This window comes from Pseudomonas anuradhapurensis (genome assembly GCF_014269225.2).
Classification (GTDB): Bacteria; Pseudomonadota; Gammaproteobacteria; order Pseudomonadales; family Pseudomonadaceae; genus Aquipseudomonas; species Aquipseudomonas anuradhapurensis.
This window is the reverse complement of sequence record NZ_CP077097.1, coordinates 285,763-309,365: the sequence shown is the minus strand read 5'-3', so window position 1 is coordinate 309,365 and position 23,603 is coordinate 285,763. Positions and strand designations below refer to the sequence as shown.

Here is a 23,603-nt window from a genome sequence, read left to right as displayed (position 1 = left end):
TGTAATGCCCGCACTGATCACCTACCGCACCCCGGTCCAGGAGGACTGGGTCGACTACAACGGGCATCTGCGCGATGCCTTCTACCTGCTGATCTTCAGCTATGCCACCGATGCACTGATGGAGCGCATCGGCCTGGATGCCGACAGCCGGGGGCAAAGCGGCAATTCGCTGTTCACCCTGGAAGCGCACATCAACTACCTGCACGAAGTGAAGCTGGGCAGCGAGGTGTGGGTGCAGACCCAGATCATCGGCTTCGATCGCAAGCGCTTGCACGTCTACCACAGCCTGCACCGGGCAGGCGTCGACGAGGCGTTGGCGGCCAGCGAGCAGATGCTGCTGCATGTGGACCTGGCCGGGCCGAAGTCGGCGCCGTTCAGTGAGCGCAGTGTGGGGTTGCTGCAGGGGTTGGTGGACCAGCAACAGGATCTGCCAGCAGCCGAGTACCTGGGCCGGGTGATGGGCTTGAACCCCAAGCCGCTGTAGGAGCGGCCTTGTGTCGCGATGGGGCGCGCAGCGGCCCCAGAATTCCAGCATCGATGCAGAAACTGCCGGGGCTGCTTTGCAGCCCATCGCGACACAAGGCCGCTCCTACACGGGTGCGCAACACATTCAAGGCAAAAAAATAGCCCCGGGAAGCCGTGAGCAACCGGGGCCAAGAGCGAGCAGCATCCACGTTGCACGAACGAGGGTGACCAAACCCTCCGTTGCGGTAGATGGCTTGAGTTTGCGCAGTTCATGGCAGCTCGATTTAGCCGGAAACGACCTGTTCTTAGCCAAAGCAGCCATGGCGCCATTCTGTGGTTGCGGGTATGTCGCCAGCGTCACAGAATCGGTCGTAAATCACAGCAGCACTCTCTTAGCGATAAAAGGGACAACAGCCATGATGCATGCGGATTTGATTGACCAGGACGACCTGGCAGGCCACCTGCGCGCGCGCGGGTTCGACATTCCGGCCGGTGCCAGCGCCGAGCAGGCCTGCGAGGCGGTGGTGCGCGGGCTGACCGAGCCTAATGCACGAGCGCTGAAGGGCATGGTGGAGCAGATGTATACCGGTAGCGCGACGATCCTGCCGGCGGTGCGCCAGGCCATCGACAAACAGCTGTTGCCGGCATTGGCGCAGTTCAACCAGCGCGCCTGACCGAACTTTCCTGCACTGGCCTCTTCGCGGATAAACCCGCTCCCACAGGTACTGCACTGAACTTGAAAGCAGTGCAGTATCTGTGGGAGCGGGTTTATCCGCGAAGGGGCCAGTGCCGTTTCAGAGCCTCACACTGGCAAAGGTCGACTCGTTGCGCGCCTGGCTCAGGGCCGCCATCGGCCCGCTGTGCGGCGACAGGGTCATGGCCTGCGGGATCGGCATCATGGCCACCTGCTGCGCGGTGTTGGAACCCACACGCTCGTCACGCGGCGGAATGCCGAAATACTCGCGGTAGCACTTGGAGAAGTGCGGGGTCGACACGAAGCCGCATACCGAGGCCACCTCGATGATCGACATCGGCGTCTGCTTCAGCAGCTGACGGGCGCGGATCAGGCGCAGCTTCAGGTAATAGCGCGACGGCGAACAGTGCAGGTACTTCTGGAACAGCCGCTCGAGCTGGCGACGCGACACCGACACATACACCGCCAGTTCGTCGAGGTCGATCGGCTCTTCGAGGTTGGCCTCCATCAACGCGACGATCTCCTGCAGCTTCGGCTGGTTGGTGCCGAGCATGTGCTTGAGCGGCACGCGCTGGTGGTCCTGCTCGTTGCGAATACGCTCGTAGACGAACATCTCCGAGATCGCCGCCGACAGCTCGCGCCCATGGTCGCGACTGATCAGGTGCAGCATCATGTCCAGCGGCGCAGTGCCGCCAGAGCTGGTGAAGCGGTTACGGTCCAGGGTGAACAGGCGGGTACTCATGTTCACCCGCGGGTAGGCTTCCTGCATGGCCGCCAGACATTCCCAATGCACGCTGCAATCGAAACCGTCGAGCAGGCCGGCGCAGGCCAGCGCCCAGCTGCCGGTGCACACCGCACCCAGGCGGCGCGACTGGCGGGCCTGGGCCTGCAGCCAGGTGACATGCTCACGGGTAACGGTGCGCTGGATGCCGACGCCGCCACAGACGATGACGGTGTCCATCGGTGGGGCGCTGTGCATGGCCGCGTCCGGGGTGATCTGCAGGCCGTCGCTGGCCCACACCTGGCCGCCGTCGACGGTCAGGGTGTGCCAGCGGTACAGCTCGCGACCGGACAACTGGTTGGCCATGCGCAGCGGCTCGACCGCCGAGGCCAGCGAAATCAGGGTGAAATTGTCCAATAGAAGAAACCCGATGGACTGGGGTGCTGTGCGGTTCTGGGTTGGATTCCCGGAGGTGTAGGACGTCATCGCGATTTCTCCTCACACAAATGCAGGGTATGCCTCAGGCGGGCATTCATTTCTTGTTATTACCCCCGCCTCATGTGCAAGGGGCTTGTGCCAATCTCAACGCAAAGGCCGTGCCTGAAATTGAACGGCCATCCAAAAAAACCTGAAAACGACGCCTTTATTCGGCAAATCAGGTGCTTCGATCAAGTTGGCAAGTCTTTGCAAACCGCCGTGCTAGCGCCTTGCGTGTAACTGCTGAGCAATTTGGTGACACGCGCAGGGTTGGTTGCCCAGAAACGACACTATTGAGTGTCACCGACAATGCTCGTACTGATAGCGACACCCGACGATCGGACAGCGTAGACCACGCACTGAAACAGGGCGCGGCGCACTTGAAACGTTCAAGGGCCTCATCGCGGATGAATCCGCTCCTACCAGGAATGCATGACCCTGCAGGAGCGGATTCAGCCGCGATGAGGCCCTTGAGAGGGCTCGACAACTCAGCATTCAATGGCGCTGACCGCCAGGCCACCGCGCGAGGTCTCTTTATATTTGTCGTGCATGTCGGCCCCGGTATCACGCATGGTGCGGATCACTTGGTCGAGGGAAATGAAGTGCTCGCCATCACCACGCAAAGCCATCTGCACCGCATTGATGGCTTTTACCGCAGCAATTGCGTTGCGCTCGATGCACGGCACCTGAACCAACCCGCCAACCGGGTCACAGGTCAGGCCCAGGTTGTGCTCCAGGGCGATTTCAGCGGCGTTTTCCACCTGGGGCGGGGTCGCACCCAGCACTTCGGCCAGCCCGGCAGCTGCCATGGCACAGGCCGAGCCGACTTCACCCTGGCAACCAACTTCGGCACCGGAAATCGACGCGTTCTTCTTGCACAGGATGCCCACCGCAGCGGCAGCGAGGAAGAAGTCGACCACGCTGGACTCGTTCACCGCGTCACTGAAGCGCATGTAGTAGTGCAGCACCGCCGGAATGATGCCGGCAGCGCCGTTGGTCGGTGCCGTGACCATGCGCCCGCCGGCGGCGTTCTCTTCGTTGACCGCCAGGGCGAACAGGTTGACCCATTCCATGGCGCTCATGGTCGAGCCAATCACGTTGGGCTTGCCGATCTCCTGCAGGTTGCGATGCAGCTTGGCGGCGCGGCGGCGCACATTAAGGCCGCCAGGCAACGTGCCTTCGTACTTCAGGCCATTGTTTACGCATTCCTGCATGGCCTCCCACAGCTTGTGCAGGCCAGCGCGAATCTCTTCCTCGCTACGCCAGACCTTCTCGTTGGCCATCATCAATTGCGACACGCTGAGGTCGTTTTGCTTGCACAGACGCAGCAGTTCAGCGGCACTGTTGAAGTCGTACGGCAGCTCCGTCTGGTCGGCGTCCAGCACGCCGCTGGCGGCCTGGGCGGCATCGACCACGAAGCCACCACCCACCGAGTAGTAGGTGTCGCGGTGCAGCTCGCCCTGCTCGCCTTCGGCAATCAGGGTCATGGCATTGGGGTGGTACGGCAGGTTCTCGTCCAGCAGCAGCATGTCGCGGGCCCAGACGAATTCGATGGGCAGGCGGCTGTCCAGCAGCAGCGTGCGGGTTTCCCGCAGGTCGGCGATACGCGGCGCGATCTGGGTCGGGTCAATGGCGTCAGGCCATTCGCCCATCAGGCCCATGATGGTGGCGTTGTCGGTGCCGTGGCCGACCCCGGTGGCCGACAGCGAGCCATACAGGCGCACTTCGATCCGCTTCACACGCTCCAGCTCGCCGCGGTCGCGCAGGCCCTGGACGAACAGGGCGCCGGCACGCATGGGGCCGACGGTGTGGGAGCTGGAAGGCCCGACACCGATCTTGAACAGGTCGAACACGCTGATGGCCATTGTCGAATCACCTCTTGATGGGCTTGTCTCTGCGCGCCATGCGCAGGGCGCGGCAGCTGCTAGGCTGAAGCAGCGGGCCGCCTTGAATGCACGCATCATCGGGCTTTTGTCGTCCCCCTCGCCGTCTGCAACCGACGTACTTTTGTCCAGCAGCGCCGCGCTGTTTTTGCATGGGGAGCCAACCTTTCCATGCCGTTTCAGGGCGCCCTGGTGACGCAAAAATGCGCCTAGGGGGATGGAAAAATCCATAAGCGACATCGCCTGTACTGGATACGACCCGTTCCGTACTGGTTACGACCCTACCAGTAGGCGATTGCCCGGCGCTGGAGGATTATCGAAAGCGACTCGTAAAGCACGGCCACGCATCCTGCCCTCTGCAGGCCTGGTCGACCGGACCCTGAGAAAGCCCGGCGACCCACGCGAACCCGAAGACAAATCCACAGGAGTCCATCCATGAAAGGTTCACCATCGCTGTTGCTGGCTGCGTTGCTGTCCGCACCCTTGCTGGCCCAGGCCGCCGAGCCCGAGCAGTGTCAGACGGTACGCTTCTCGGACGTCGGCTGGACCGATATCACGGTCACCACCGCGACCACCAGCGTTGTGCTCGAGGCCTTGGGCTACAAGGCACACACCACCATGATCTCGGTACCGGTGACCTACAAGTCGCTGGCCACCGGCAAGGACCTGGATGTGTTTCTCGGCAACTGGATGCCGACCATGGAGAACGACATCAAGCAATACCGCGACGCCGGCACTGTAGAAACCGTGCGCGCCAACCTGGAAAACGCCAAGTACACCCTGGCTGTGCCCCAGGCCCTGTATGACAAGGGGCTGAAGGATTTCAGCGACATTCCCAAGTTCAAGAAGGAACTGGACAGCAAGATCTACGGCATCGAGCCCGGCAACGATGGCAACCGCACCATCCAGAGCATGATCGACAAGAACGCCTTCGGCCTGAAGGACGCTGGTTTCAAGATCGTGCAGTCCAGCGAGGCCGGCATGCTGTCGCAGGTCGACCGCGCACAGAAGCGCGGCGAGGCCATCGTGTTCCTCGGTTGGGAACCGCACCCGATGAACACGCGCTTCAAGATGCAGTACCTGACCGGCGGGGACGAGTTCTTCGGCCCCGACTTCGGCAAGGCGACCGTGTTGACCAACACCCGCAAGGGCTATGTGCAGGAATGCAGCAACGTTGGCCAGCTGTTGAAGAACCTGTCGTTCGAGCTCAAGGATGAAAGCACCATGATGGGCTATGTCCTGGACGACAAGATGAAACCCGAGGCGGCCGCCAGGAAGTGGCTCAAGGAGAACCCTGGCAAGCTGGAAGCCTGGCTGGCCGGCGTGACTACCGTGGACGGCAAGCCCGGCCTCGAGGCGGCCAAGGCCAAACTGACGCAATAACGCAATATGCAATAGCGCTACCCCAGGGCAGATCGTGTCTGCCCTGGGTTGAGTTCAATCTATGCAGGTGGAAGCTCGCTATCATGCTTATCGATCAGAAAATACCCCTGGGGCAGTACATCGCGTCGTTCGTCGAATGGCTTACCCAGAACGGCGCGAGTTACTTCGACGCCATCGCGCAAGGCCTGGAATTCATGATCCATGGCGTCACCAGTGCCCTGACCTGGTTCAACCCGTTCGTCCTAATCGCCCTGTTCGCCGCCCTGGCGCACCTGATCCAGCGCAAATGGGCGCTGACTGCATTCGTTGCCCTGTCGTTCCTGCTGATCCTCAACCTGGGTTACTGGCAGGAAACCATGGAAACCCTGGCGCAGGTCACCTTCGCCACAGTAGTGTGCGTGGCCATAGGCGTGCCGCTGGGTATCGTCGCCGCGCACAAGCCGATGTTCTACACCGCCATGCGCCCGGTACTCGACCTGATGCAGACGGTCCCCACCTTCGTCTACCTGATTCCCACCCTGACCCTGTTCGGCCTGGGTGTGGTACCGGGGCTGATCTCGACCGTGGTGTTCGCCATCGCCGCGCCGATCCGCCTCACCTACCTGGGCATCTGCGACGTGCCGCAGGAGCTGATGGACGCCGGCAAGGCGTTCGGCTGCTCGCGCCGCCAGCTGCTTACCCGTATCGAACTGCCGCACGCGATGCCAAGCATCGCCGCCGGCGTAACCCAGTGCATCATGCTGTCGCTGTCGATGGTGGTGATTGCCGCCCTGGTCGGCGCTGACGGCCTGGGCAAACCTGTGGTCAACGCACTGAACACCGCTGATATCTCCCTGGGCTTCGAAGCGGGCCTGGCGATCGTGCTGCTGGCGATCATGCTCGACCGTATCTGCAAGCAACCGGACCTGCCGGTAAGGGGTGAAGCATGAGCATCATTCGATTCGAAGACGTCGACGTCATCTTCTCCAGCAAGCCGCGCGAGGCGCTGGCACTGCTCGACCAGGGCAAGACCCGCGAGCAGATCCTCAAGGAAACCGGCCTGGTGGTGGGTGTCGAGAAGGCCAACCTGGACATCCAGAAGGGCGAGATCTGCGTACTGATGGGCTTGTCCGGCTCCGGCAAGTCGAGCCTGCTGCGCTGCATCAACGGCCTCAACACCGTCAGCCGCGGCAAGCTGTTCGTCGAGCACGAAGGCAAGCACATCGACATTGCCCACTGCACCCCGGCCGAGCTGAAGATGATGCGCACCAAGCGCATTGCCATGGTGTTCCAGAAGTTTGCCCTGATGCCCTGGCTGACGGTGCGCGAGAACATCAGCTTTGGCCTGGAAATGCAGGGCCGCCCTGAAAAGGAACGGCGCAAGCTGGTTGACGAGAAACTCGAGCTGGTGGGCCTGACCCAGTGGCGCAACAAGAAGCCGGATGAACTGTCTGGCGGCATGCAGCAGCGCGTGGGCCTGGCCCGGGCGCTGGCGATGGATGCCGACATCCTGCTGATGGACGAACCGTTCTCGGCACTCGACCCGCTGATTCGCCAGGGCCTGCAAGATGAGTTGCTGGGCCTGCAGGCGAAGCTGAGCAAGACCATCGTGTTCGTCAGCCACGACCTGGACGAGGCGCTGAAGCTGGGCAGCCGCATCGCGATCATGAAGGACGGGCGGATCATCCAGTACAGCAAGCCGGAAGAGATCGTGCTGAACCCGGCCGACGAGTATGTACGCACCTTCGTTGCCCATACCAACCCGCTGAACGTACTCTGCGGTCGCAGCCTGATGCGCAGCCTGGACCAGTGCAAGCGGGTCAACGGCTCGGTGTGCATCGATCCTGGCATCGACTCGTGGCTGGACCTTGGCGAAGGTGGCTCGATCAAGCGCGCACGCCAAGGGCAGAACGGGCTTGACCTGCAGAACTGGGCACCCGGGCAGGATGTGGAGCTGCTGGGCCGCCGCCCAACATTGGTCAATGCCGATATCGGAATGCGCGAGGCGCTACAGATTCGTTATCAGACCGGCAACAAGCTGGTGTTGCAGGACAACGACAAGGTGGTTGGGATTCTTGGGGATACCGAGCTTTACCACGCCTTGCTCGGCAAGAACCACGGGTGATGCAATTGGGGCCGCCTTGCGGCCCATCGCGGCTGAAGCCGCTCCTACAGGGACCGCGCAAGCCTGGAAATTTGCGCGGTCCCTGTAGGAGCGGCTTCAGCCGCGATGGGCTGCAAAGCAGCCCCAATCACTGTTTCAGCGCACGACGATCCCGCGCGAAGCCATGTAGGCCTTGGCTTCCGGCACCGTGTACTCACCAAAGTGGAAGATGCTGGCCGCCAGTACCGCACTGGCATGCCCTTCCAGAATGCCGTCAGCCAGGTGCTGCAGGTTACCCACACCCCCCGAGGCAATGACCGGAATACCCAGCGCATCGCTGATCGCGCGGGTGACGCCCAGGTCGAAGCCGCTCTTCATGCCGTCCTGGTCCATGCTGGTCAGCAGGATTTCGCCAGCCCCCAGGCCTTCCATCTTCTTCGCCCACTCCACCGCATCCAGCCCGGTCGGCTTGCGCCCGCCGTGGGTGAAGATTTCCCAGCGCGGTGCTTCCCCCGGCGCGGACACCTTCTTGGCATCGATGGCCACGACGATGCACTGCGAACCGAAACGGTCCGCCGCCTCGCCGACGAACTCCGGGTTGAACACCGCGGCCGTGTTGATCGAGACCTTGTCGGCACCGGCATTGAGCAGGTTGCGGATGTCCTGCACGGTACGCACGCCACCGCCCACGGTCAGCGGGATGAATACCTGGCTGGCCATGCGTTCGACGGTATGCAGGGTGGTGTCGCGGCCATCGACGCTGGCGGTGATGTCGAGGAAGGTGATTTCGTCGGCACCTTGCTCGTCGTAGCGACGGGCGATTTCCACCGGGTCGCCGGCATCACGGATGTTCTCGAACTTGACGCCCTTGACCACCCGGCCGTTGTCCACGTCCAGGCAAGGGATGATGCGCTTGGCCAGTGCCATGGTTCAGTCCTCAGCCTTGGTAGTTGTCGCAGAAGGCCTGGGCCTCGGCAACATCGAGGGTGCCTTCATAGATGGCACGGCCGGTGATGGCGCCGATGATGCCTGGGGCCTTGGCGTCCAGCAGGGCCTTGATGTCGCCCAGGTTGTGGATGCCGCCCGAGGCGATCACCGGGATCGAAGTAGCTTCTGCCAGCGCCTTGGTGAACGGCACGTTGCAGCCCTGCATCATGCCGTCCTTGGCGATGTCGGTGTAGACGATCGCCGAGACGCCATCGGCCTCGAAACGCTTGGCCAGGTCGATGACCTGCACCGAGCTGACTTCGGCCCAGCCGTCGGTGGCGACGAAGCCGTCCTTGGCATCCAGGCCAACGATGACCTTGCCCGGGAAGGCCTTGCACGCTTCGGCAACGAACTCTGGCTGCTTGACCGCCTTGGTGCCGATAATCACGTAGCTGACACCGGCCTTGACGTAGTGCTCGATGGTTTCCAGCGAGCGGATGCCACCACCGATCTGGATCGGCAGGGTCGGGTAGCGCTTGGCGATGGCGGTAACCACTTCACCGTTGACCGGCTGGCCTTCGAAGGCGCCGTTGAGGTCGACCAGGTGCAGGCGGCGGCAGCCACCCTCGACCCACTTGGCGGCCATGCTCACCGGGTCATCGGAAAATACCGTGGAGTCTTCCATGCGGCCCTGGCGCAGGCGCACGCAGGCACCGTCCTTCAGATCGATAGCGGGGATAATCAGCATCTTGGGAACCTGTCTGTTCTTGGGGTTTCAGGGCTTCTCGAGCGCCCACAGATCGCTTTCGATGCTGTCGAACCGCTCCTTGAGGTGCAGCTGAACATCGGCAATCGCCCTGTTGTAGTAATGGGGTGCAATTTCCTTGCTGAACACATCGAGGACCTCGGCCACCTCGAACGAACCCAGCGTCAACTCGAAACGGTCTTCGAGGAAGCGCTTGAGCGTGTCGAGCGCGGCGCGCTCCTGCTCGGGGGCCAGGGTGATGACTGGGGCCTTGGTCTTCGATCTGCTCATTTACCAGCGCCCGTCCCAGGCGACGAAGTTCTGCAGCAGCTGCAGGCCATGGGTATGGCTCTTCTCCGGGTGGAACTGCACGGCAAAGCGCGAACCATCGGCCAGCGCTGCAGCGAAGTCGACGCCGTAATGGCCACGACCGACCACCTGCGCCGGCTTGCCGGCATCGATGTAGTAGCTGTGCACGAAATAGAAGCGCGCACGGTCGGGGATGTCATGCCACAGCGGGTGGTGGTTGGTCTGGCCGACCTCGTTCCAACCCATGTGCGGCACCTTCAGGTGTTCGCCGTCTTCCTTCAGGTCCTTGCCGAAGAAGCGCACCTGGCCGGGGAACAGGCCAATGCAATCGACACCGTCGTTTTCTTCGCTGTGCTCCAGCAGCGCCTGCATGCCTACGCAGATACCCAGGAACGGGCGGTCCTGGCTGACTTCGCGCACCAGGCTGTCGAAGCCCAGGCGGCGAATTTCAGCCATGCAGTCGCGAATCGCGCCCACCCCCGGGAACACCACGCGGTCGGCTTCGCGGATGACCGCGGCGTCGCTGGTGACCAGTACCTTGCCGGCACCTACATGCTCGAGCGCCTTGGCCACCGAGTGCAGGTTGCCCATGCCATAGTCGATTACGGCTACCGTCTGCATTTACAGGCACCCTTTGGTGGAAGGCATCTGCCCGGCCATGCGCTCGTCGAGGGTGATGGCCATGCGCAGGGCGCGGCCGAATGCCTTGAACACGGTTTCGATCTGGTGGTGGGTGTTGTGGCCACGCAGGTTGTCGATGTGCAGGGTCACCAGGGCGTGGTTGACGAAGCCCTGGAAGAATTCCTGGAACAGGTCGACATCGAAGCCACCAACACTAGCGCGGGTGTAGGGCACATGCATCTGCAGGCCCGGGCGACCGGAAAAGTCGATGACCACGCGCGACAGCGCTTCGTCCAGCGGCACGTAGGCATGGCCGTAGCGGAAGATGCCCTTCTTGTCACCGATGGCCTGGGCGAATGCCATGCCCAGGGTGATGCCGACGTCTTCGACGGTATGGTGATCGTCGATATGCGTGTCACCCTTGCACTCGATATCCAGATCGATCAGCCCATGGCGGGCGATCTGGTCCAGCATGTGTTCAAGGAAAGGCACACCGATATCGAATCGGGCCTTGCCACTGCCATCGAGGTTGATCGAGCACTTGACCTGGGTTTCCAGGGTGTTGCGCTCGACGGACGCCTTACGTTCAACCATCACCAGCTCCGCAAAATCATTGGGCGAAAAGGGCTTCATTATAGGCCCAGAACGCGCCCGCTTGAAACGCGGATGACATATGGCATGGCGAGGAATTACGGGGCTGATTAGTGCTACAGGTCTATACAACCGACTAACACGGGACTGTTTGTAGGAGCGGCCTTGCGTCGCGATGGGCCGCAAAGCGGCCCCGGCGATTTCTGCATCAGCGCCGAGACCCTGGGGCCGCTTCGCGCCCCATCGCGACGCCAGGCCGCTCCTACATCATCACGTTACCCGTGGGTACCGGATGATTCCATCAATGGAACAGCACCGCCGTCTTCTGCAGGGTAATCCACACCCCCCAGGCCAACGGCACAACCACCACCGCCCAGGCCAGCAGCACCAGCGGCAGGCTACCCGGCGCTGCTTTCCACTCCAGCGACTGCACGCCATCGGCGCCCTTGTCGTGGCTCAGCGCCCGCTCGGCGGCCAGCTCGGCATCGCTCATGAAGTACTTGTCGGCTACCGGGCGCACCAGCATGTTGCAGACAAAGCCCAGCACCAGCAGGCCGGCCAGGATGTACAGCGTCATGTCGTAAGCCGCGGCACGTTCCACCCCGGCGGCCAGCTGATACTCGCGCAGGTAGGTGATCAGCACCGGCCCCAGCACGCCCGCCGCCGCCCAGGCAGTCAGCAGGCGACCGTGAATGGCACCGACCATCTGCGTGCCGAACAGGTCGGCCAGGTAGGCAGGTACGGTGGAGAAGCCACCGCCGTACATCGACAGGATGATGCAGAACGCCGCCACGAACAGCGCCACGTTACCCAGGTGGCCCATGTTCGGCACCAGGCTGTACAGGCCAACCCCAAGTGCGAAGAAGGCGAAGTAGGTGTTCTTGCGGCCAATATAGTCGGAGAACGAAGCCCAGAAGAACCGCCCACCGATATTGAACAGGCTCAGCAGGCCGGTGAAGCCGGCGGCGATCGCGGCAATCTGCGCCAGCTGGGCGCTGTTCAGCTCGCTGAAGCTCAGCCCGTTGCCCAGCAGCTTGCCGGCGAACACTTCCTGCAGCAGCGGCGAGGCCATGCCGAGAATGCCGATACCCGCCGACACGTTCAGGCACAGCACCAGCCAGATCAGCGCGAACTGCGGGGTTTTCCACGCCACGCTGACGTGCACGTGGCGGTCGGTGACCATGGTGTTGCCGGCCTTTTTCGCCGGCGCAGTCCAGCCTTCGGGCTTCCAGCCGGTTGGCGGTACGCGATAGGCCAGGGCGCCGGCAGTCATGAACACGAAGTAGATCGCCGCCATGGCCACGAAGCTCTGCCACACCCCCACTTCCTGCGCGTTGCCGAAGTGCCCCATCAGCGCCGTGGCCAGCGGTGCACCGACCATGGCGCCGCCACCGAAGCCCATGATCGCCATGCCGGTGGCCATGCCGCGTTTGTCCGGGAACCATTTGATCAGGGTCGAAACTGGCGAAATGTAGCCCAGGCCCAGGCCGATACCGCCGATTACACCGGAGCCCAGCCACATCAGCCACAGCTGGTGGGTTTTCACCCCCATGGCCGAGATCAGCATGCCGCCACACCAGCACAGCGCCGACACCAGCCCGGCCTTGCGCGGGCCAGCGTGTTCCAGCCAGCCGCCCAGCACCGCCGCCGAGCAACCGAGGAAGACGAAGAACAAGGTGTAGATCCAGCTCAGCATCGAGATCGGCCAGTCACATTCGGCGCTGAACATGCGGGCGATGAAGCCCATGTCCGCCGCGCAGGCGACCGGGGCAGTAATGCCGAGGGCTTGCGACAGCGGTAGCCAGAACACCGAGAAGCCATAGGCCATGCCGATGCACAGGTGAATGGCCAGGGCGGCCGGCGGAACCAGCCAGCGGTTGAAGCCCGGGCGGGCGATAATGCGCTCCTTCGACAGGAAGCCTGGCGCACTGACCAGGGCCCCCGCCGCGACGGTACTGCTCATGGGATAGGATCCTTCTTATAGGGGGAATGCAGGCAAAGCGGCGCAAGGGTAGCAGCATCAAGTAGCGTGAAGGCAATCTGATATTGCAAATTTTCGCTCGGCTGAAACGGTCATGCTGCCTGTTCCGACCCTACCGTCGGCAAGCCGGCGCCCACCGGGACGCAACAGCCAGCGAGGTTTGTGCAGCCTGTGGGGCGCTGGCTGGAAGGTGATTAGGCCAGTGCCGGCGAAACATGCGGAACTGGCAAAATCGTGGTTGTCGAAAGCCTTACTCTCTGATGCACACGTAGGAAATGCCCTGTATCTCTAGTCGAATACGCAGGGACAACCACTGCGGCGCTATACTCTGGCGCTTGAATTTCAAACGACTACAAGGACTCGCCCATGAAAGCGTTCGGCAAAATCCTGGGACTTGGGCTTCTCGGGTTGCTGCTGATCATCGTGGCGCTGGGCTTCGCCCTGACCCACCTGTTCGATCCCAACGACTACAAAGACGAGATTCGCCAGCTGGCGCGCGACAAGGCACACGTCGAGCTCACCCTCAACGGTGACATTGGCTGGAGCCTGTTCCCATGGCTGGGCCTGGAGCTGCACGAAGCAAGCATCGCCACCTTGAACAAACCCAAGGAGCCGTTCGCCGACCTGCAGATGCTGGGCTTGTCGGTGCGTGTGCTGCCACTGCTGCGCCGCGAAGTACAGATGAGCGACGTGCGCGTCGAGGGCCTGAACCTGACCCTGGCGCGTGACGAACAGGGCCATGGCAACTGGGAAGACATCGGCAAGCCGTTGCCCGCCCAGGACGCCGGCGCGCAGGCCAATGCCCCGGCCCAGGCACCCGCCGAACAACAGCCTGCACCGGCCCCCAGCAACGACCGCGCGGTCAAGCTGGATATCGACAGCCTGACCGTGAACAACGCCCGCGTGCAGTACACCGATGCCAAGACCGGCCACAGCTACAGCGCCGAGAGCATCCAGCTGAGCACCGGCCCGGTCCACGAAGGCGCGAACATTCCGCTCAAGGCCAGCGCCTTCCTCAGCGCCAGCCAGCCGAACATCAAGGCCCGCACCGAGCTGGCCGGCGAGTTGCGCTTCGACCGCAAGCTCAAGCGCTACAACTTCGAAGACATGCGCCTGTCGGGCGAAACCTCGGGCGAGCCAACCGGCGGCAAGACTGTAACCTTCGCCGCGCAGGGCCAACTGCTGGTCGACCTGGGCGCCAATGTCGCCTCGTGGAGCGGCCTGAAAGTATCGGCCAACCAGCTGCGCGCCCTGGGCGAGCTGAACCTGCGTGACCTGGACAAGGCACCCCAGCTCAGCGGCGGCCTGTCCATCGCCCAGTTCGACCTGCGCACGTTCCTCGACAGCATTGGCCGCCCACTACCGGCCAGCAACGACCCGGCAGCCTTCTCCAGGCTGGAAATGGTCACCCGCCTGCAAGGCACGCCGAACAGCCTGGCCCTGGAAGACCTGGCCGTGAAGCTGGACGACAGCACCTTCACCGGCCGCGTGGCCGTCGAGGATTTCGCCAAGCAAGCCCTGCGCCTGCAGCTCAAGGGCGACAGCTTCGACGCCGACCGCTACCTGCCGGCCAAGAGCGAGCAGGCCAAGGGTGCCACTGCCGCGCGCCAGGCCGAGGTCAAGCAGCAGGAAGCCAGCGCGGTCGCCGGTGCCGGCACCACGCCGCTGCCCAACGCCCCCACCCAGGTAGCCTGGAGCGACGACAAGCTGTTGCCGGTCGACCGCCTGCGCGCCCTCGACCTGCAGGCCGACCTGGCCTTCGGCGCGCTGACCCTGGATAAACTGCCGATCACCGATGCCCAGCTCAAGGCCATCGGCCAGGGCGGCCTGCTGACCCTGCAAACCCTGCGTGGCGGGCTGTACAACGGCACGTTCGAGGCCAAGGGCACCGTCGATGTTCGCCCTGCCGTGCCGCAACTGGGCGTCAACACCAACATCCAGCGGGTACCGGTGGAGCACTTCATCAAGACCGAGGGCAAGGAACAGCAGCCGCCGGTCAAAGGCCTGCTGACCCTGACCAGCGACCTGACCGCCACCGGCAACAGCCAGAAGGCCCTGGTGGATACCCTCAACGGCAACGCCAGTTTCGTCATCAACGACGGCGTGCTGGTCAATGCCAACCTGGAACAGCAACTGTGCCAGGCCATCGCCACGCTCAACCGCAAATCGCTGAACGGCGAGCCTCGCGGCAAGGACACCCCCTTCCAGGAGCTGCGCGGCAGCCTGGTGGTACGCAATGGGGTCGCCAGCAACCCGGACCTCAAGGCGCGCATCCCAGGCCTTACCGTCAACGGCCAGGGGGACCTCGACCTGCGCGTGCTAGGCATGGACTACAAGGTCGGCGTGATTGTCGAAGGCGACCAGCGCGCCATGCCCGACCCGGCCTGCCAGGTCAACGAACGCTATGTTGGCGTGGAAGTGCCACTGCGTTGCCGCGGCCCGCTGGAGCTGGGCGCCAAGGCCTGCCGCCTGGACCAGGACGGCCTGGGCAAGGTTGCCGCCAAGCTGGCCGGCAACCGCCTGCAGGAAAAGCTCGATGAAAAACTCGGAGACAAAGTGAGCCCGGAAGTGAAAGACGCGCTCAAGGGGCTGTTCAAGCGATGACCCCAGAGCAGTTCTCCAGCGCTGTGCTGGATTGGTATGACGAGCACGGCCGGCACGACCTGCCCTGGCAGCAGGGCATCACCCCGTACCGGGTGTGGGTGTCGGAAATCATGCTGCAGCAGACCCAGGTCAGCACCGTGCTCAACTACTTCGACCGCTTCATGCAGGCCCTGCCGACCGTGCAGGCCCTGGCCGAAGCGCCCGAGGACGAGGTGCTGCACCTGTGGACCGGCCTGGGCTACTACACCCGGGCGCGCAACCTGCAGAAGGCCGCGAAGATCGTGGTCGAGCAGCATGCTGGCGAATTCCCGCGCAGTGTCGAGCAGCTCACCGAGCTGCCCGGCATCGGCCGTTCCACCGCAGGCGCCATCGCCAGCATCAGCATGGGCATCCGCGCACCGATCCTCGACGGCAACGTGAAACGCGTGCTGGCCCGCTACACCGCCCAGGCCGGCTACCCTGGCGAGCCCAAGGTGGCCAACCAGCTGTGGGCCACGGCCGAGCGCTTTACCCCGCAGCAGCGCGCCAACCACTACACCCAGGCGATGATGGACATGGGCGCCACGCTGTGCACCCGCAGCAAGCCCAGCTGCCTGATCTGCCCACTGCGGCGCGGCTGCCAAGCGCACCTGCATGGCGAAGAAACCCGCTACCCGGAACCCAAGCCGCGCAAGGCGCTGCCACAACGGCGCACGCTGATGCCGCTGCTGGCCAACCACGAAGGCGCCATCCTGCTTTACCGCCGCCCGTCCAGCGGGTTGTGGGGTGGCTTGTGGAGCCTGCCGGAACTGGACGACATCGCCCAGCTCGACGACCTGGCCTACCAGCACGGCCTGCGCCTGGCCGAAAGCCGCGCCATGGACGGCCTGACCCATACCTTCAGCCACTTCCAGCTGGCGATCGAGCCCTGGCTGGTGCGCGTCGACCCGCTCGGCCAGCACGTGGCCGAGGCCGACTGGCTCTGGTATAACCTCGCCACCCCGCCGCGCCTGGGCCTTGCCGCCCCGGTGAAAAAGCTGCTCAAACGCGCGGCCGACGAACTGATTGCAGGAGACGCCCGATGACCCGCACCGTGATGTGCCGCAAGTACAAAGAAGAACTGCCAGGCCTGGAGCGCCCGCCCTACCCCGGCGCCAAGGGCCAGGACATCTTCGAACACATCTCGCAGAAGGCCTGGGCCGACTGGCAGAAACACCAGACCATGCTGATCAACGAAAAGCGCCTGAACATGATGAACGCCGAGGACCGCAAATTCCTCCAGGGCGAGATGGACAAGTTTTTCGCCGGCGAAGAATACGCCCAGGCGGAAGGCTACGTGCCGCCCTCGGAATGACCCCACGGAACGTAAGCGACGGAATTAATTTAAAATTTTTTCAAAAAGTCGTTGACGAGCGGTCTGAAAGTCTATTTAATTCACCTCGTCGCCCAGATAGCTCAGTCGGTAGAGCAGAGGATTGAAAATCCTCGTGTCGGCGGTTCGACTCCGTCTCTGGGCACCACCTTCAGCTTCTGGTGGTTGCAAAGTTACCCGAAGCGACAACAAGAAACCCGCCTAGTGCGGGTTTTTTGTTGTCTGCGATTTTTGCGCAAGGCATGGCAGCCTACCGGCCTTGCTACCATCCCATGAACCTTATCCTGCAGCGCGCGGCAGCAGCTCAGCATGAAGCCTTACCCCCAGCGCCGCCATCACTTTCATGATGGTTGCCAGGCTCGGGTTACCTTCCGCAGACAGCGCCTTGTACAGCCCTTCCCGTGTCAGGCCGGTGTCACGCGCCAACTGAGCCATGCCTCGGGCACGGGCGATATCGCCCAAAGCAGCAGCAAGCAGTGCCGGGTCGTTTTCCTCCAGACACGCCTCAAGGTACAAGGCCATGTCTTCCTCTGTTTTAAAATGGTCCACAGCGTCCCATTTGCTCAGCTTGATATCTGTCATGGCAGCCTCCTAAAGGTCGCGTGCGAGCTTGAGGGCAGATTTGATATCTCTGGCCTGGCTGGCCTTATCGCCACCCGCCAAGAGGATGATCACCTCATAGCCTCGTTGAACGAAATACACCCGATAGCCCGGAACATAATCGATCCTGAGTTCGGATACTCCCACAGCAACGGGCTTACAGTCCCCCATCACCCCGAGCTCCACTCGACGCAACCTGACGTTGATACGAGCCTTTGCCCGTGGATCACGCAGAGCAGCGAACCACCTTCGGTAGGTCTCGGTTTGAATTAATGTGTGCATGAGAAAAATGTAAACCGTAGTTCACACTACATTCAATTTGCAGCTGTTTCAAACTGTTTATCCATACGCTGTTGACCAGCATCAAAATGCCATTAATCGCTCATCCTAGAATGCCAGATGGCCATCCGAATCGACCCGCAAGGACCGTCATGAGCGAAGAATCCCCCCTCCTGCTCCCCGCCCCCAGCGAACCTGCTGCCGCCCCAGCCCGCACCCGCCGCCCACGCCAGCGCAAGCCGGAGCCGAGCATCACCCGTGTCAGCCAGCAACCCGCAGCCCTGGAAGTGGCCACGGCACCCAAAGGCAGCAACGAAGACAGCACTTCAGCCCGCCTGCCAGAAAGCTACCCCTACCGCACCCGGCTGCGCCGCCAGGACTATGAAAAGGCCAAGCACGCGCTGCAGATCGAATTGCTGAAGGTGCAAAGCTGGGTGAAGGAAACCGGCCAGCGCGTGGTAATCCTGTTCGAAGGGCGCGATGCAGCCGGCAAGGGCGGTACCATCAAGCGTTTCATGGAGCACCTCAACCCGCGCGGTGCGCGCATCGTGGCCCTGGAGAAGCCTTCCGATCAGGAAAAAGGCCAGTGGTACTTCCAGCGCTACATCCAGCACCTGCCCACGGCGGGTGAAATGGTGTTCTTTGACCGCTCCTGGTACAACCGCGCCGGGGTCGAGAAGGTGATGGATTTCTGCACGCCACTGCAGTACCTGGAGTTCATGCGCCAGGCGCCGGAGCTGGAACGCATGCTGTGCAACAGCGGCATCCTGCTGTTCAAGTACTGGTTCTCGGTGAACCGCGAAGAGCAACTGCGCCGTTTCATCTCGCGCCGGGACGACCCGCTCAAGCACTGGAAGCTGTCACCCATCGACATCAAGTCGCTGGACAAGTGGGAGGACTATACCGCCGCCAAGGAGGCGATGTTCTTCCATACCGATACCGCCGACGCGCCCTGGACGGTGATCAAGTCCGATGACAAGAAACGGGCGCGGATCAACTGTATCCGCCACTTCCTGCATTCGCTGGACTACCCGGGCAAGGACCCGCAGGTGGCACACGCCCCCGACCCGCAGCTGGTAGGCCGGGCTTCACGTGGTTTCGAAGAAGACGAGACACCACGGCCAGCAGGCTGACGCCCGACCTGCCATCGACAGACGCCGCAGCCCGAGACGGGCTGCGGGCGCATCTTAGTCGCCTGTCATGCAACGAAGATGCTCGAAAGCATCTTGGGTCATGCAGCCCATATAGGAGATTCCGTGCAGATCAAGCGGAAACTCACTGTCTTCCTGGGCTTTTTCGCTAATTGCCGCAACGTCAGCCTTTGTGATCGACTGTCGGTCGCACTTGGCGAAACCGGTCGCATAAAAAAGTTTACCCTCCTCGTCCTAGCCATACAGGGTTACAAGATAGAAATGCTTCATGGCTCTCTCCTTCCGCGCAGCTGCGCGCGTTTTGCAAACGCCGATTGACATAGCAGTGAGCCGCCACCCAGACAGGGATGACGGTGCAGAGACGTTATGCAGTTCAGGTAGCGGGCATAAGCTGGAGGCATGTCCATCGCAGAGAGCATCGCCCCGCGGCGGCACACGGCTTGGGTTTATCCGGCAATTGCGCTTCAATACGCGCAATTTCCAGCAGCCTCAGGATTTGCCCCATGGCCACCCCTACCAAGCAACAGAAACGCGCCAAGCGCGCCGCCAGCAAGGCCAAGCAGAACCGCATGGTACGCAGCGGCCAGGCGGTCAAAGCCAGTGCCGGCGACAGTGCCAGCATCGAGCAGGTGTACAACAAGGCCATGGAGTCGGGCAGCTACGATGCGCTGTTCAAGAAGATGAAGGAAGCCCAGGAGGGCGGCCTGGTACCGATGATCTCGGTGTTCCTGGTAGACCCGCTGCTGGGCCTGGTGCTCAAGGGGCACAAGGAAGAACACGCCACCGACTACATCGTGCTGGTGTTCAACGCCTACCGCAAATGGCTGGACGGTGCAGACGAAGAGGCCACCATGGCCTGGCTGGAAAGCGACGAATTCCAGGCAGCTTATGTCGCGGCATCGGAGCTGGTTGCCAAGCAGCAGCAACAACAGAAGCAGTTTGGCTGACAGGGCCAGGTAGCCTGTTCCGGCCTCTTCGCGGGCTTGCCCGCTCCCACAGGTTCACCGCCAGCCTGAAGGCAACGCCACCCATGTGGGAGCGGGCAAGCCCGCGAAAGGGCCGGAACAGGCAACAAAAAAGGCCGCGCCCTGCACAGGACGCGGCCTTTTCATTTGCAGCCAGCGCGGGTCAGTTATCCAGCGCTACCCGCCCGGCAGCTTCACGCTTGCGGTGCACCAGCAAGCCCGCCGCCACCACACCAATGCTCAGCAGCGCGGTCGCGATGATTTCGGCGCGGTGGTCTTCACGCAGCGCCATCACCACCAGAATGGCAATGATGAAGGCGATGGTCGCCCAGGTCAGGCCCGGGAACAGCCACATCTTGAAGGTAATCTTCTCGCCGCGGGCCTCACGCTGGGCACGCATGCGCAGCTGCGACACGGCAATCACCAGGTACACCAGCAGCGCAATGGCACCGGAGCTGGCCAGCAGGAACTCGAACACCTGGGCCGGGGCCACGAAGTTGGCGAACACGCAAAGGAACGCCGCTGCGGTAGACAGCAGCACAGCCACATGCGGGGTAGCCGACTTGGTGGTGCGCTGGGCGATGGCCGGGGCGTCACCGCGCTTGCTCAGCGAGAACAGCATGCGCGAGGAGGTGTACAGCGCCGAGTTCAGGCAGCTGGTTACCGCGATCAGCACGACGATGTCGACGATCAGCTTGGCATTCGGCACGCCGATGCGGCTCAGCACGGTCTGGTAGGAACCGGTTTCGGCCAGCGCCGGGTCGTTCCACGGCACCAGGGCCACAACGAGGAAGATCGACACCAGGTAGAACAGGCAGATACGCCAGATGACCGAGTTGGTAGCACGGCTGATCTGCTTGCCCGGGTCCTTCGACTCGGCCGCGGCGATAGTGACGATTTCGGTACCCATGAACGAGAACATGGTGGTCAGCATGGCTGCCAGCACCGCTCCCAGTCCGTTGGGCATGAAGCCCTGAGTGTCGAACAGGTGGCTGGCACCGCTGACCTGGCTGCTTGGCACGAAGCCGAACAAGGCAGCACAACCCACGGCGATGAAGCCGATGATCGCCAGCACCTTGAGCAGGGCGAACCAGAACTCGAACTCACCGTAGTTCTTCACGCTGCACAGGTTGGTCAGGGTCAGCGCCAGGGTGATCACCAGGGAGAACGCCCACAGGTCGACCGCAGGGAACCAGGCATGCAGGATGGCCGCGGCGGCGTTGGCTTCCAGCGGAATCACCAGCACCCAGAACCACCAGTACAGCCAGCCGATGGTAAAACCGGCCCAGCGCCCGATGGCGCGGTCGGCATAAGTAGAGAACGAACCGGTGTCAGGCGAGGCGACCGCCATTTCACCCAACATGCGCATGACCAGTACGACCAGCGTACCGGCAGCAGCGTAAGCCAGCAGCACGGCAGGGCCGGCAGCGGCAATGGCGTGGCCGGAGCCAACGAAAAGGCCGGCACCGATCACGCCAGCGATGGACAGCATGGTCACATGCCGTTGTTTGAGCCCCTGAGCGAGGTCATTGGAATTGTTACCGCTCATAAAACTACCTTTGTAAGGAGTGGACCACCCGACTGCGGTTACAAAGCGCGCCAAGGGTTGACCTGGGCGTCGCTGCAATCGGCGGTTTCCTGCTGGCAATAAGCGCGCCATGTGCTGAATGCGTTCGTCAGAAAGCCCGGCAGGCCTTTCAGCACGCGGTTCGGAGGGCTTTCGGCCAAGAGCTGACCGAAAGGGCATCAAATCTTCGGATTACTGAAATACCCACTTACAAACGCACCAAAGGTGCTCCTCGGTAACACCTTTGCACCGCTGCAAGGCAAAAAAGTGCAACCCACAGGTACAACCGAACACCTTATAAAGGCCCGTGCAGGTGCACCTGTTTTCACCGGCGCGGCAGCCTTGGCGGCGCGGATCTACCCGCGAATGGTCTAAAAGCGCTTCCCTGAGCCGGCCAAAGCTGGCACCATCGCGCCTTTTTTCATCAAGGCTCTGGTGCTGGGCGAGACCTTCGCGGACATCCGCGCGACGTTGCGCTGCAGCGATGCGACAAACTGCCCCACCAGCGCCCCGAGCACCTGGCGCCCCTGTTGGCCGCCGCGATACCGCTATGCTAGCTTGGCGCTCGCCAGGAAGGCCGCCAACAGCTGGGAACGCACCCGAACACAATGAGGACCGCACATGGCTCAGGCCACGCCCGCGCTGGAAATCCGCAACCTGCACAAACGCTACGGCGAGCAGGAAATTCTCAAGGGCATTTCGCTGACCGCACGCGACGGTGACGTGATCTCCATCCTGGGGTCGTCCGGCTCCGGCAAGTCCACCCTGCTGCGCTGCATCAACCTGCTCGAGAACCCGCACCAGGGCGAAATCCTCGTCGCCGGTGAAGCGCTCAAGCTCAAGGCCGCCAAGAACGGCGACCTGGTCGCCGCCGACAATCGCCAGATCAACCGCCTGCGCAGCGAGATCGGCTTCGTCTTCCAGAACTTCAACCTGTGGCCGCACATGTCGATCCTCGACAACATCATCGAGGCGCCACGCCGCGTACTTGGCCAGAGCAAGGCCGAGGCCATCGAAGCCGCCGAAGCGCTGCTGAACAAGGTCGGCATCTACGACAAGCGCCACAGTTACCCCGCCCAGCTTTCCGGTGGCCAGCAACAGCGTGCCGCCATTGCCCGTACCCTGGCCATGAAGCCCAAGGTCATCCTGTTCGACGAGCCAACTTCGGCGCTCGACCCGGAAATGGTCCAGGAAGTGCTAAACGTTATCCGCGCATTGGCCGAAGAAGGCCGTACCATGCTGCTGGTCACGCACGAGATGAGCTTTGCCCGGCATGTGTCCAGTGAAGTCGTCTTCCTGCACCAGGGCCTGGTCGAAGAGCAGGGATCGCCGCAGCAGGTGTTCGAGAACCCGACCTCGGCGCGTTGCAAGCAATTCATGTCCAGCCACCGTTAACGGAGCAATACATGCACACTTACAAGAAGTTTCTCCTGGCAGCTGCTGCCACGCTGGTGATGTCGGCCAACGCCATGGCCGCAGAAAAACTGCGCATGGGTATCGAAGCCGCCTACCCACCGTTCAACAACAAGGATGCCAGCGGTAACGTGGTCGGCTTCGACAAGGACATCGGCGACGCCCTGTGCGCCAAGATGAAAGTCGAATGCTCGGTCGTCACCTCGGACTGGGACGGCATCATCCCGGCGCTGAATGCCAAGAAGTTCGACTTCCTGGTGTCGTCGCTGTCGATCACTGACGAGCGCAAGCAGGCAGTGGACTTCACCGACCCGTACTACTCCAACAAGCTGCAGTTCATCGCGCCGAAGAACGTCGACTTCAAGACCGACAAGGCCTCGCTCAAGGGCAAGGTGATCGGCACCCAGCGCGCCACCCTGGCCGGCACCTGGCTGGAAGACAACTACGGCGATGACGTAGAGATCAAGCTGTACGACACCCAGGAAAACGCCTACCTCGACCTGGTCTCCGGCCGCATCGACGGCATCCTGGCCGACAAGTACGTGCAGTACGAATGGCTCAAGAGCAAGGACGGCTCGAACTTCGAGTTCAAGGGCGAGCCGGTGATGGACAGCGACAAGATCGGCATTGCCGTGCGCAAGGGCGACGACAAGCTGCGCAACGACCTGAACAAAGCCCTGGCAGAAATCAAGGCCGACGGTACGTACAAGAAGATCAACGACAAGTACTTCCCGTTCAGCATCGAATGACCCGCCCAGACTGGCGCGCCCTTGCGGCGCGCCAGTCCCTAGAA

The 23,603-nt window shown here is 62.5% G+C and carries 23 protein-coding genes and 1 tRNA gene; 13 read left to right on the top strand and 11 right to left on the bottom strand.

Annotation, left to right across the window (positions count from 1 at the left end):
* Positions 1-4 precede the first annotated feature (4 nt).
* Together HU763_RS01395 and HU763_RS01390 are read left to right on the top strand one after the other, a co-directional pair.
* Positions 5-484 (top strand): thioesterase family protein, encoded by a 480-nt coding sequence (locus HU763_RS01395; protein WP_186687545.1) that lies wholly within the window; start codon positions 5-7, stop codon positions 482-484.
* A 397-nt stretch (positions 485-881) separates the two neighbouring features.
* Complete coding sequence (locus HU763_RS01390) at positions 882-1,139, top strand: hypothetical protein (protein ID WP_170027860.1); 258 nt, start codon at positions 882-884, stop codon at positions 1,137-1,139.
* A gap of 120 nt (positions 1,140-1,259) precedes the next feature.
* Here the strand turns inward: HU763_RS01390 and gbdR are convergent, their stop codons facing one another.
* Positions 1,260-2,366 (bottom strand): choline metabolism transcriptional regulator GbdR, encoded by a 1,107-nt coding sequence (gene gbdR, locus HU763_RS01385; RefSeq protein ID WP_186674957.1) that lies wholly within the window; start codon positions 2,364-2,366, stop codon positions 1,260-1,262.
* 479 nt (positions 2,367-2,845) lie between these two features.
* Complete coding sequence (locus HU763_RS01380) at positions 2,846-4,222, bottom strand: L-serine ammonia-lyase (protein ID WP_186687547.1); 1,377 nt, start codon at positions 4,220-4,222, stop codon at positions 2,846-2,848.
* Positions 4,223-4,675: 453 nt separating this feature from the next.
* On the opposite strand from HU763_RS01380, the gene HU763_RS01375 reads away from it, so the two are divergent.
* From HU763_RS01375 to choV, 3 genes are all read left to right on the top strand, one after another.
* A complete protein-coding gene (locus tag HU763_RS01375; RefSeq protein WP_170027858.1) occupies positions 4,676-5,623 on the top strand; it encodes a choline ABC transporter substrate-binding protein in 948 nt (315 codons plus the stop codon).
* An 80-nt stretch (positions 5,624-5,703) separates the two neighbouring features.
* Positions 5,704-6,552, top strand: a complete 849-nt coding sequence (gene choW, locus HU763_RS01370) for a choline ABC transporter permease subunit (RefSeq protein ID WP_170034006.1) — start codon at positions 5,704-5,706, stop codon at positions 6,550-6,552.
* Entirely contained in the window at positions 6,549-7,727 is a 1,179-nt protein-coding gene (choV, locus tag HU763_RS01365; RefSeq protein WP_186687549.1) for a choline ABC transporter ATP-binding protein, read from the top strand. The genes choW and choV overlap by 4 nt, the downstream gene beginning before the upstream one ends.
* A 135-nt stretch (positions 7,728-7,862) precedes the next feature.
* Here choV and hisF read toward each other — a convergent pair whose 3' ends face one another.
* From hisF to HU763_RS01335, 6 genes are all read right to left on the bottom strand, one after another.
* Complete coding sequence (gene hisF, locus HU763_RS01360; RefSeq protein ID WP_170027856.1) at positions 7,863-8,633, bottom strand: imidazole glycerol phosphate synthase subunit HisF; 771 nt, start codon at positions 8,631-8,633, stop codon at positions 7,863-7,865.
* 10 nt (positions 8,634-8,643) lie between these two features.
* The gene (hisA, locus tag HU763_RS01355; RefSeq protein WP_003257484.1) at positions 8,644-9,381 is read right to left on the bottom strand and encodes a 1-(5-phosphoribosyl)-5-[(5-phosphoribosylamino)methylideneamino]imidazole-4-carboxamide isomerase; all 738 of its coding nucleotides are present in this window, start codon (positions 9,379-9,381) and stop codon (positions 8,644-8,646) included.
* A 27-nt stretch (positions 9,382-9,408) separates the two neighbouring features.
* On the bottom strand, positions 9,409-9,669 hold the full coding sequence (locus HU763_RS01350; RefSeq protein ID WP_186674953.1) for a DUF2164 domain-containing protein: 261 nt from the start codon (positions 9,667-9,669) through the stop codon (positions 9,409-9,411).
* Positions 9,670-10,308 carry an imidazole glycerol phosphate synthase subunit HisH gene (gene hisH, locus HU763_RS01345; RefSeq protein ID WP_170027853.1) on the bottom strand — a complete coding sequence of 213 codons (639 nt, stop codon included), beginning with the start codon at positions 10,306-10,308 and terminating at the stop codon, positions 9,670-9,672. It abuts the gene before it with no gap.
* On the bottom strand, positions 10,309-10,902 hold the full coding sequence (gene hisB, locus HU763_RS01340) for an imidazoleglycerol-phosphate dehydratase HisB (protein ID WP_003255736.1): 594 nt from the start codon (positions 10,900-10,902) through the stop codon (positions 10,309-10,311). It abuts the gene before it with no gap.
* Positions 10,903-11,200: 298 nt separating this feature from the next.
* Complete coding sequence (locus HU763_RS01335; protein WP_170027852.1) at positions 11,201-12,862, bottom strand: OFA family MFS transporter; 1,662 nt, start codon at positions 12,860-12,862, stop codon at positions 11,201-11,203.
* 384 nt (positions 12,863-13,246) lie between these two features.
* On the opposite strand from HU763_RS01335, the gene HU763_RS01330 reads away from it, so the two are divergent.
* The 4 genes from HU763_RS01330 to HU763_RS01315 all read left to right on the top strand — a co-directional run bounded on the left by HU763_RS01330 (position 13,247) and on the right by HU763_RS01315 (position 16,983).
* On the top strand, positions 13,247-15,484 hold the full coding sequence (locus tag HU763_RS01330; protein WP_186687551.1) for an AsmA family protein: 2,238 nt from the start codon (positions 13,247-13,249) through the stop codon (positions 15,482-15,484).
* The gene (gene mutY / locus HU763_RS01325; RefSeq protein WP_186687552.1) at positions 15,481-16,548 is read left to right on the top strand and encodes an A/G-specific adenine glycosylase; all 1,068 of its coding nucleotides are present in this window, start codon (positions 15,481-15,483) and stop codon (positions 16,546-16,548) included. Before HU763_RS01330 ends, mutY begins: the two co-directional genes overlap by 4 nt.
* The gene (locus HU763_RS01320; RefSeq protein ID WP_003257478.1) at positions 16,545-16,817 is read left to right on the top strand and encodes an oxidative damage protection protein; all 273 of its coding nucleotides are present in this window, start codon (positions 16,545-16,547) and stop codon (positions 16,815-16,817) included. The genes mutY and HU763_RS01320 overlap by 4 nt, the downstream gene beginning before the upstream one ends.
* Positions 16,818-16,907: 90 nt before the next feature.
* A tRNA-Phe gene (locus tag HU763_RS01315) sits at positions 16,908-16,983 on the top strand.
* Positions 16,984-17,114: 131 nt separating this feature from the next.
* On the opposite strand, the gene HU763_RS01310 is transcribed toward HU763_RS01315, so the two are convergent.
* Together HU763_RS01310 and HU763_RS01305 are read right to left on the bottom strand one after the other, a co-directional pair.
* Positions 17,115-17,417: an addiction module antidote protein gene (locus HU763_RS01310; RefSeq protein ID WP_186687553.1), complete on the bottom strand. Its 303-nt coding sequence runs from the start codon at positions 17,415-17,417 to the stop codon at positions 17,115-17,117.
* A 9-nt stretch (positions 17,418-17,426) separates the two neighbouring features.
* Positions 17,427-17,717 (bottom strand): type II toxin-antitoxin system RelE/ParE family toxin, encoded by a 291-nt coding sequence (locus tag HU763_RS01305; protein ID WP_186687554.1) that lies wholly within the window; start codon positions 17,715-17,717, stop codon positions 17,427-17,429.
* Between the two features lie 149 nt (positions 17,718-17,866).
* Here HU763_RS01305 and ppk2 point away from each other — a divergent pair, with 149 nt between their 5' ends.
* Positions 17,867-18,847 carry a polyphosphate kinase 2 gene (ppk2, locus tag HU763_RS01300; protein WP_225931913.1) on the top strand — a complete coding sequence of 327 codons (981 nt, stop codon included), beginning with the start codon at positions 17,867-17,869 and terminating at the stop codon, positions 18,845-18,847.
* A gap of 521 nt (positions 18,848-19,368) precedes the next feature.
* Positions 19,369-19,812: a hypothetical protein gene (locus HU763_RS01295; protein WP_170027848.1), complete on the top strand. Its 444-nt coding sequence runs from the start codon at positions 19,369-19,371 to the stop codon at positions 19,810-19,812.
* Positions 19,813-19,993: 181 nt separating this feature from the next.
* Here the strand turns inward: HU763_RS01295 and gabP are convergent, their stop codons facing one another.
* Positions 19,994-21,379, bottom strand: a complete 1,386-nt coding sequence (gabP, locus tag HU763_RS01290; protein WP_013970487.1) for a GABA permease — start codon at positions 21,377-21,379, stop codon at positions 19,994-19,996.
* A gap of 639 nt (positions 21,380-22,018) precedes the next feature.
* On the opposite strand from gabP, the gene HU763_RS01285 reads away from it, so the two are divergent.
* On the top strand, positions 22,019-22,792 hold the full coding sequence (locus HU763_RS01285; RefSeq protein WP_003257472.1) for an ABC transporter ATP-binding protein: 774 nt from the start codon (positions 22,019-22,021) through the stop codon (positions 22,790-22,792).
* A gap of 11 nt (positions 22,793-22,803) precedes the next feature.
* A complete protein-coding gene (locus tag HU763_RS01280) occupies positions 22,804-23,559 on the top strand; it encodes an ABC transporter substrate-binding protein (protein WP_186687556.1) in 756 nt (251 codons plus the stop codon).
* Positions 23,560-23,603: the final 44 nt, after the last annotated feature.

What these genes read in the sequence shown, in the direction of transcription:
- HU763_RS01375 (WP_170027858.1), top strand. Translation starts at nt 4,676, where the DNA reads ATGAAAGGTTCACCATCGCTGTTGCTGGCTGCGTTGCTGTCCGCACCC.
- HU763_RS01285 (WP_003257472.1), top strand. Translation starts at nt 22,019, where the DNA reads ATGGCTCAGGCCACGCCCGCGCTGGAAATCCGCAACCTGCACAAACGC.
- HU763_RS01330 (WP_186687551.1), top strand. Translation starts at nt 13,247, where the DNA reads ATGAAAGCGTTCGGCAAAATCCTGGGACTTGGGCTTCTCGGGTTGCTG.
- choV (WP_186687549.1), top strand. Translation starts at nt 6,549, where the DNA reads ATGAGCATCATTCGATTCGAAGACGTCGACGTCATCTTCTCCAGCAAG.
- HU763_RS01350 (WP_186674953.1), bottom strand. Translation starts at nt 9,669, where the DNA reads ATGAGCAGATCGAAGACCAAGGCCCCAGTCATCACCCTGGCCCCCGAG.
- HU763_RS01280 (WP_186687556.1), top strand. Translation starts at nt 22,804, where the DNA reads ATGCACACTTACAAGAAGTTTCTCCTGGCAGCTGCTGCCACGCTGGTG.
- hisA (WP_003257484.1), bottom strand. Translation starts at nt 9,381, where the DNA reads ATGCTGATTATCCCCGCTATCGATCTGAAGGACGGTGCCTGCGTGCGC.
- mutY (WP_186687552.1), top strand. Translation starts at nt 15,481, where the DNA reads ATGACCCCAGAGCAGTTCTCCAGCGCTGTGCTGGATTGGTATGACGAG.
- hisF (WP_170027856.1), bottom strand. Translation starts at nt 8,633, where the DNA reads ATGGCACTGGCCAAGCGCATCATCCCTTGCCTGGACGTGGACAACGGC.
- HU763_RS01380 (WP_186687547.1), bottom strand. Translation starts at nt 4,222, where the DNA reads ATGGCCATCAGCGTGTTCGACCTGTTCAAGATCGGTGTCGGGCCTTCC.
- HU763_RS01320 (WP_003257478.1), top strand. Translation starts at nt 16,545, where the DNA reads ATGACCCGCACCGTGATGTGCCGCAAGTACAAAGAAGAACTGCCAGGC.
- hisB (WP_003255736.1), bottom strand. Translation starts at nt 10,902, where the DNA reads ATGGTTGAACGTAAGGCGTCCGTCGAGCGCAACACCCTGGAAACCCAG.
- ppk2 (WP_225931913.1), top strand. Translation starts at nt 17,867, where the DNA reads ATGAGCGAAGAATCCCCCCTCCTGCTCCCCGCCCCCAGCGAACCTGCT.
- HU763_RS01335 (WP_170027852.1), bottom strand. Translation starts at nt 12,862, where the DNA reads ATGAGCAGTACCGTCGCGGCGGGGGCCCTGGTCAGTGCGCCAGGCTTC.
- HU763_RS01310 (WP_186687553.1), bottom strand. Translation starts at nt 17,417, where the DNA reads ATGACAGATATCAAGCTGAGCAAATGGGACGCTGTGGACCATTTTAAA.
- gabP (WP_013970487.1), bottom strand. Translation starts at nt 21,379, where the DNA reads ATGAGCGGTAACAATTCCAATGACCTCGCTCAGGGGCTCAAACAACGG.
- HU763_RS01390 (WP_170027860.1), top strand. Translation starts at nt 882, where the DNA reads ATGATGCATGCGGATTTGATTGACCAGGACGACCTGGCAGGCCACCTG.
- HU763_RS01295 (WP_170027848.1), top strand. Translation starts at nt 19,369, where the DNA reads ATGGCCACCCCTACCAAGCAACAGAAACGCGCCAAGCGCGCCGCCAGC.
- HU763_RS01305 (WP_186687554.1), bottom strand. Translation starts at nt 17,717, where the DNA reads ATGCACACATTAATTCAAACCGAGACCTACCGAAGGTGGTTCGCTGCT.
- HU763_RS01395 (WP_186687545.1), top strand. Translation starts at nt 5, where the DNA reads ATGCCCGCACTGATCACCTACCGCACCCCGGTCCAGGAGGACTGGGTC.
- hisH (WP_170027853.1), bottom strand. Translation starts at nt 10,308, where the DNA reads ATGCAGACGGTAGCCGTAATCGACTATGGCATGGGCAACCTGCACTCG.
- gbdR (WP_186674957.1), bottom strand. Translation starts at nt 2,366, where the DNA reads ATGACGTCCTACACCTCCGGGAATCCAACCCAGAACCGCACAGCACCC.